This window comes from Amycolatopsis sp. (genome assembly GCF_036008905.1).
GTDB lineage: Bacteria > Actinomycetota > Actinomycetes > Mycobacteriales > Pseudonocardiaceae > Amycolatopsis.
On record NZ_DASYMU010000102.1, the window covers coordinates 1 to 5884 of the forward strand.

Annotated in this window: 4 protein-coding genes and 1 pseudogene; 1 reads left to right on the forward strand and 4 read right to left on the reverse strand. The window is 66.8% G+C overall.

What is annotated here, in order from left to right:
- Nucleotides 1–2156 (reverse strand): homocysteine S-methyltransferase family protein (locus VGP60_RS18960; protein WP_327549360.1); only part of this gene is annotated, 2156 nt, incomplete at its 3' end.
- Nucleotides 2157–2430: 274 nt separating this feature from the next.
- Between VGP60_RS18960 and VGP60_RS18965 the strand changes: the two genes are divergently transcribed.
- Nucleotides 2431–3453, forward strand: coding sequence for an LLM class flavin-dependent oxidoreductase (locus VGP60_RS18965; RefSeq protein ID WP_327549361.1), 1023 nt, complete (start codon nucleotides 2431–2433; stop codon nucleotides 3451–3453).
- A gap of 31 nt (nucleotides 3454–3484) precedes the next feature.
- Here VGP60_RS18965 and VGP60_RS18970 read toward each other — a convergent pair.
- The 3 genes and pseudogenes from VGP60_RS18970 to VGP60_RS18980 form a co-directional block, all read right to left on the reverse strand.
- Nucleotides 3485–3683, reverse strand: a pseudogene (locus VGP60_RS18970) (dihydrofolate reductase); the annotation flags it as partial.
- 400 nt (nucleotides 3684–4083) lie between these two features.
- Nucleotides 4084–4848, reverse strand: a complete 765-nt coding sequence (locus VGP60_RS18975) for a MerR family transcriptional regulator (RefSeq protein WP_327549362.1) — start codon at nucleotides 4846–4848, stop codon at nucleotides 4084–4086.
- Nucleotides 4849–4916: 68 nt separating this feature from the next.
- Nucleotides 4917–5807, reverse strand: a complete 891-nt coding sequence (locus VGP60_RS18980) for an IS982 family transposase (protein WP_327549363.1) — start codon at nucleotides 5805–5807, stop codon at nucleotides 4917–4919.
- Nucleotides 5808–5884: the final 77 nt, after the last annotated feature.

The following is a 5884-nucleotide window of genomic DNA, read 5'->3' on the forward strand; positions in this document are numbered from 1 at the left end:
TGCTTCATCACGCGCGCGCTCTTGACGACCTGGGGCAGGAACATGCGGCCGTCCTGGAAGCGGTCGCCGACGACGCCCATGCCGCGCATGAGCGGCCCCTCGATCACCTCGATCGGGCGCGTGTAGGCGAGCCGCGCCTCCTCGGTGTCGGCCTCGATGAAGTCGACGATGCCGTGCACGAGCGCGTGCGAAAGCCGGGCCTCCACGGTGTTTTCTCGCCAGACGAGGTCCACCACCCGCTGGGTGCCGCTGCCCTTGACGTTCTGGGCGAAGGTGACCAGCCGGTCCGTGGCGTCCTCGCGCCGGTCGAAGAGCACGTCCTCGACGAGTTCGAGCAGGTCCGCCGGGATGTCCTGGTAGACCGCGAGCTGCCCGGCGTTGACGATGCCCATGTCCAGCCCGGCGCTCACGGCGTAGTACAGGAACGCCGAGTGCATCGCCTCACGGACGATGTCGTTGCCGCGGAAGGAGAACGACAGGTTCGAGATGCCGCCGCTGATATGCGCGCCGGGGCAGCGCTGCTTGATCAGCGGCAGCGCGTCGAGGAACGCCTTGGCGTAGCCGTTGTGCTCGGCGATACCGGTGGCGACGGCGAGGATGTTGGGGTCGAAGACGATGTCGTCGGCGGGGAACCCGGCCTGCTGGGTCAGCAGGTCGTACGCCCGCCCGCAGATCGACACCTTGCGCTCGGCGGTGTCGGCCTGCCCCTGCTCGTCGAAGGCCATCACGATCACGCCGGCGCCGTAGTCCCGGATCAGGCGGGCCTGCGCGAGGAACGGCTCGTCGCCTTCCTTGAGGCTGATCGAGTTGACCACGCCCTTGCCCTGGACGCATTTGAGCCCGGCCTCCAGCACGCTCCACCGCGAGCTGTCGATCATCACCGGGATCCGGGCGACCTCGGGCTCGGTCGCGATCAGGTTGAGGAACGTCGTCATCGCCTGCACGCTGTCGAGCAGGTCGGCGTCCATGTTGACGTCGAGCAGGTTGGCCCCGCCGCGGACCTGCTCGAGCGCGACGTCGACGGCGGCCTGGTGGTCACCCGCTTCGATCAGGCGCCGGAACCGCTTCGAGCCGGTCACGTTGGTGCGCTCGCCGATCAGGACGAACCCGGTGTCCGCGCCGATGTCGAAGGGCTCGAGCCCGCTGAACCGGGTCCGGCCGGGCGGGGCGGGGACGGGCCGGGGCGGCAGGTCGGCCACCGCGGCGGCGATCCGCGCGATGTGGGCGGGAGTGGTGCCGCAGCAGCCACCGACGATGTTGACCATGCCGGCGCCGGCGAACTCGCCGAGCAGCGCACCGGTCTCGTCGGGAGTCTGGTCGTAGCCACCGAACGCGTTCGGCAGACCGGCGTTGGGATGGCTGGCGGTGTAGGTGTCGGCGAAGCGGGACAGCTCGGCGACGTGGGGGCGCATCTCCTCGGCGCCCAGCGAACAGTTCACTCCGACGACCATCGGGCGGGCGTGCTCGATGGAGGTCCAGAACGCCTCGACAGTCTGCCCGGACAGCGTCCGCCCGGACAGGTCGACGATGGTGACCGAGATCCACAGCGGCAGGTCAGGGGCGACGTCGCGCGCGGCGGCGATGGCGGCCTTGCAGTTGAGCGTGTCGAAGATCGTCTCGACGAGCAGGAGGTCCACCCCGCCTTCGACCAGCGCGGCGATCTGCTCGGCGTAGGCGGCGCGGACCTCGTCGAAGGTCACCGCGCGGTAGGCCGGGTCCTCCACCTTTGGCGACAGCGAGAGCGTGACGTTGAGCGGGCCGATCGACCCGGCGACGAACCGGCCGCCCGCTTCGTCGGCGGCCTGGCGCGCCAGCTGGGCGCCGCGCACGTTCATCTCGCGCACGTGGGACTGCAGGCCGTAGTCCGCCTGGCCGATGCTGGTGGCGGTGAACGTGTTGGTGGTGGTGATGTCCGCGCCCGCGGCCAGGTATTGCCGGTGCACGTCGAGGATGACGTCCGGCCGGGTGATGTTGAGCAGGTCGGGGTCGCCGGTGACGTCGTGGGTGTGGTCACCGAACCGGTCGCCGCGGTAGTCGTCGGGGGTGAGCCCGGCTCCTTGGAGCATCGTGCCCCAGGCGCCGTCGAGCACCGCCACGCGCTGACCGAGCAACTCGCGAAGGCGAGCTTCGGACCCAGCTTGGGAATTCGTGTCCATGGGCTGCCTCCCGTTGGTGGGAGGCGCCCTTCAGCAGGAAATTCAGGCCGAGCGTGGCGGACCGATCGTCCGTCGCAGCGCCTCTCGACCTTGAGTGCAAGATACACGACCGGGATCTTTCCGTGCCACGAACGGAGTCCGCTGCCCACCACCTCGAGCGGCGCTCCCCGCAAGTGGTCGAGCGCAGGCACAAGGAAAGTACCGGTCGGTTGCCCTGCTCACGGTCGTGCCACGGCGGGGAATCAAACGTGACCGCCGGACGCTTGGACGTTCCGTGAAGAAGATTGGATTCCTGTCGTTCGGCCACTGGTCGCCGGACGCGCACTCCGAAACCCGGTCCGCCGCCGACTTCCTGCACCAGTCCATTGACCTGGCGGTCGCTGCCGAGGAGCTCGGCGTGGACGGCGCGTACTTCCGCGTGCACCACTTCGCGCGCCAGGCGGGTAGTCCGTTCCCGCTGCTCTCGGCTATCGGCGCACGCACGTCGAAGATCGAGATCGGCACCGGTGTGATCGACATGCGCTACGAAAACCCGATGTACATGGCCGAAGACGCCGGTGCCGCCGACCTCATCTCCAGTGGCAGGCTTCAGCTCGGCATCAGCCGGGGCTCCCCGGAGCAGGTGGTCGATGGCTGGCGTCATTTCGGATTCGCCCCGCTGGAGGGCGAGACCGACGCGGAAATGGCCCGCCGGCACACCGAGGTTTTCCTGAAGGTGATCGAGGGTGAGGGTTTCGCGCAGCCGAGCCCGCGGCCGATGTTCGCCAACCCGCCGGGGCTGCTGCGGCTCGAGCCGTACTCCGAGGGTCTGCGCGAGCGCATCTGGTGGGGCTCCGCCTCGAACGCCACCGGCGCCTGGGCCGCGAAGCTGGGAATGAACCTGCAGAGCTCCACGCTCAAGTTCGACGAGACGGGCGAGCCGTTGCACGTCCAGCAGCGCAAGCAGATCGAGGCCTACCGCCAGGCGTGGAAAGAGGCGGGCCACGCGCGAGAGCCGCGTGTGTCGATCAGCCGGAGCATCTTCGCCCTGACCAACGACCTGGACCGGGCCTACTTCGGCCGCGACCGTAACTCGCAGGACCAGATCGGCATGATCGATGAGCAGACCAGGGCGATCTTCGGACGCTCATACGCCGCCGAGCCGGACGTGCTGGTCAGGCAGCTCAAGGAAGACGAGGCCATCCAGGCCGCGGACACCCTGCTGCTGACCGTCCCGAACCAGCTCGGGGTCGACTACAACGCCCATGTGCTGGAGAACATCCTCACCCACGTGGCGCCCGAGCTCGGCTGGCGCTGAGATCAACGTTTGACGAGGCCGTCGAGCGGGCTCACTTGCGGACTCGGAAGCGCGGGTGGAGGACGCGGTCGCCCACGACGACGTCGTCGGGGTTCTCGAGCATGACCTGGGTGGGAGAGCCGGCCGAAGTAGCGCTTGCCCGTCCCGAACACCACCGGCACCACGTCGAGGGCGACCTCGTCGACGAGCCCGGCCTCGAATACCTGTCCGCCGACATCGCCGGCGGCCACACGCGCTGTCGCCATGCTCCGCGGCGAAACGGCGGCGCCTCTCGAGGTACGCCGTGGGCGTGAGCCCGGTGAATCGCTGCATCTCGTGAGTGAAGTGGGGCTGGTTGTAGAACCCGGCCCGATGGGCAACCTCCGCCTTGAACCGACTCGCGAGGTTGGTCCTGCTCACTCCCGCATCCCCCACACGCAGCCGTCCACGAAGTCTTCGGCACCACCGGAGTGTGATCCGGAACGGGTCGCCGAGGTTGACGACGAGTAGCGCCGACGGCGTGGGCGGAATCGTGAGTCGCGGATAGGGCGGGATGCCTGCCAGGTAATAGAAGTCGTCGACGAGCGCGGCCAGCGGCGGTGACGGCAACCGCGAGATGTACTCCCTGCGCCCAGCATTCGCGATTCCGGACTATTGCGCGACCTCGCTCAAGCCCGTGCGTCTGCCGTGCCCGGCGGTTCGGCGCCGTTGGGCCCGGTGGGCGAGCGCATCGATGATGCGTTGCCATGCTGGTGATGCCTCGGAGATCCGGGAAGTGACCAGCTTCAGATACCCTGACTGGCTGCTGTCGTGTTCGTGTTTGATCTCCCATGCGTCCATGTCATCGATGAGCCGGTCCACGCGTGGATCGTGCGGATCCCAGTCGACTGATTGATCACAGGCGAGATACAGGCGCGTCGTCTCGGGGTCGTCGAAGCCTGCGTTCTTGTCCCGTATCCGCTGCGGCATGACGTGCGGATCCAGTGCCTGCATCAGGATCCACGAGTCGCGCTCCAGTCGTACCCTCAGTTCGCTGACCCCGAGACCGCGCATCCGGTCCAGGATGGCGACCACCTCGGGAGGCAGGACAAGCCTTTCGCCGCTGGCCAATTCAGCGATCCGGCGGCGGTAATCGGTGAGCTGGTCGATCTTGCGCCGCAATTCGGCGTCGATGTCGGTGATGGCCGAGGCGAACTCGGTCGGCTGTGCGTGCGGCAGCGCGTCGATACGGGCCAGCGGAACACCGGTATCGGCGAGGGTCCTGATCCGGATGAGGTCCACCGCCGCTTGAGCGCTGTAGCGGCGGTAGCCGGAGGCATCGCGCTCGGGCTCGGGCAACAGGCCGAAGTGGTGGTAGTGGCGAACGGTGCGCACGGTCACGCCGGCGGTCGCGGCGAGCTGGCCGATCGTGAGCACCGTCCTCCTCAGGTCGTCGTGAAACGTGGTTGTGCCGAGTCTAGATGATTGATTCCGTGAAGTTGGTGTTAGTGATCGAAGGCGATCAGTGATCGTTTGCTGGTCACGCCGGTTTGCCAGTTGTGCCAGATGCCTGCGGCCAGGGCCAGCAGGCGCTGTGCGACACGGATGAACACTCCTGCTGGGGTGCGCCCGGCATGCCGTTCGAGACCGAGTTGGTTTTTGAGAGTCTGGTTGACCGACTCGATCCACTGTCGTACGCCGCCGAGGTTGCCGTTGCGGTAGGTCTCGTCCTTGCGGTCCGGGCGCAGCAGGCGCAGTGTCATCGACTCGGTGAGTGCCTGGAACTCCTCGCCGGAGAAACCTTTGTCTGCCAATAGGATTTGGCGTTCACCGATGAGGTGGTGGTTGTTGTCCAGCAGTGCCGCGAGCACCTCGCGTTCCCCGATTTTGGGGTCTGCCAGGCACCACATGATGGGCATGCCGTCCCCGGTGCACACCAGGTACAGTTTCAGGCCCCAGTACCACCGGGAGTGTGACGCGCAGTAGCCGTAGTTGGCGTGCCCCGACAGCTCTGAACGTTTCACCGTTTCCTTCGACATGCCGCACGGCACCGGGGTCGCGTCGGTGATCCACAGGTCATCGAAGAAGGATGGGCAGCACGCGGCCAACGCGAGGATCGTCTTGCACACCAACGGATACGCGGTCCTCAGTCGTTTGTTGTAACCGGACTGTCCCGGCAGGCGGGGGAACATACTCCGCCACTGCGGGGCGCTGTGAATATGCCGGATCCAACGGCGTTCACCGTCGAAACGCAGCAGCACCTGGCCCACTGCAAGACAGATCAATTCACTATCAGTCAACTCCGGCCGACGGCCACGGCCGGTACGAGGTAGGACCACGCAGTCGTCAACGAACACGTAGAGTGCGGTCAGGAGGGTGTCTAGATCTTTGCTCACACATTGATCTTGGACACCCTCCTCTTACGCCCCGAACCGGGTCACTTCACGTGACCTTCACGGAATCAATCATCTAG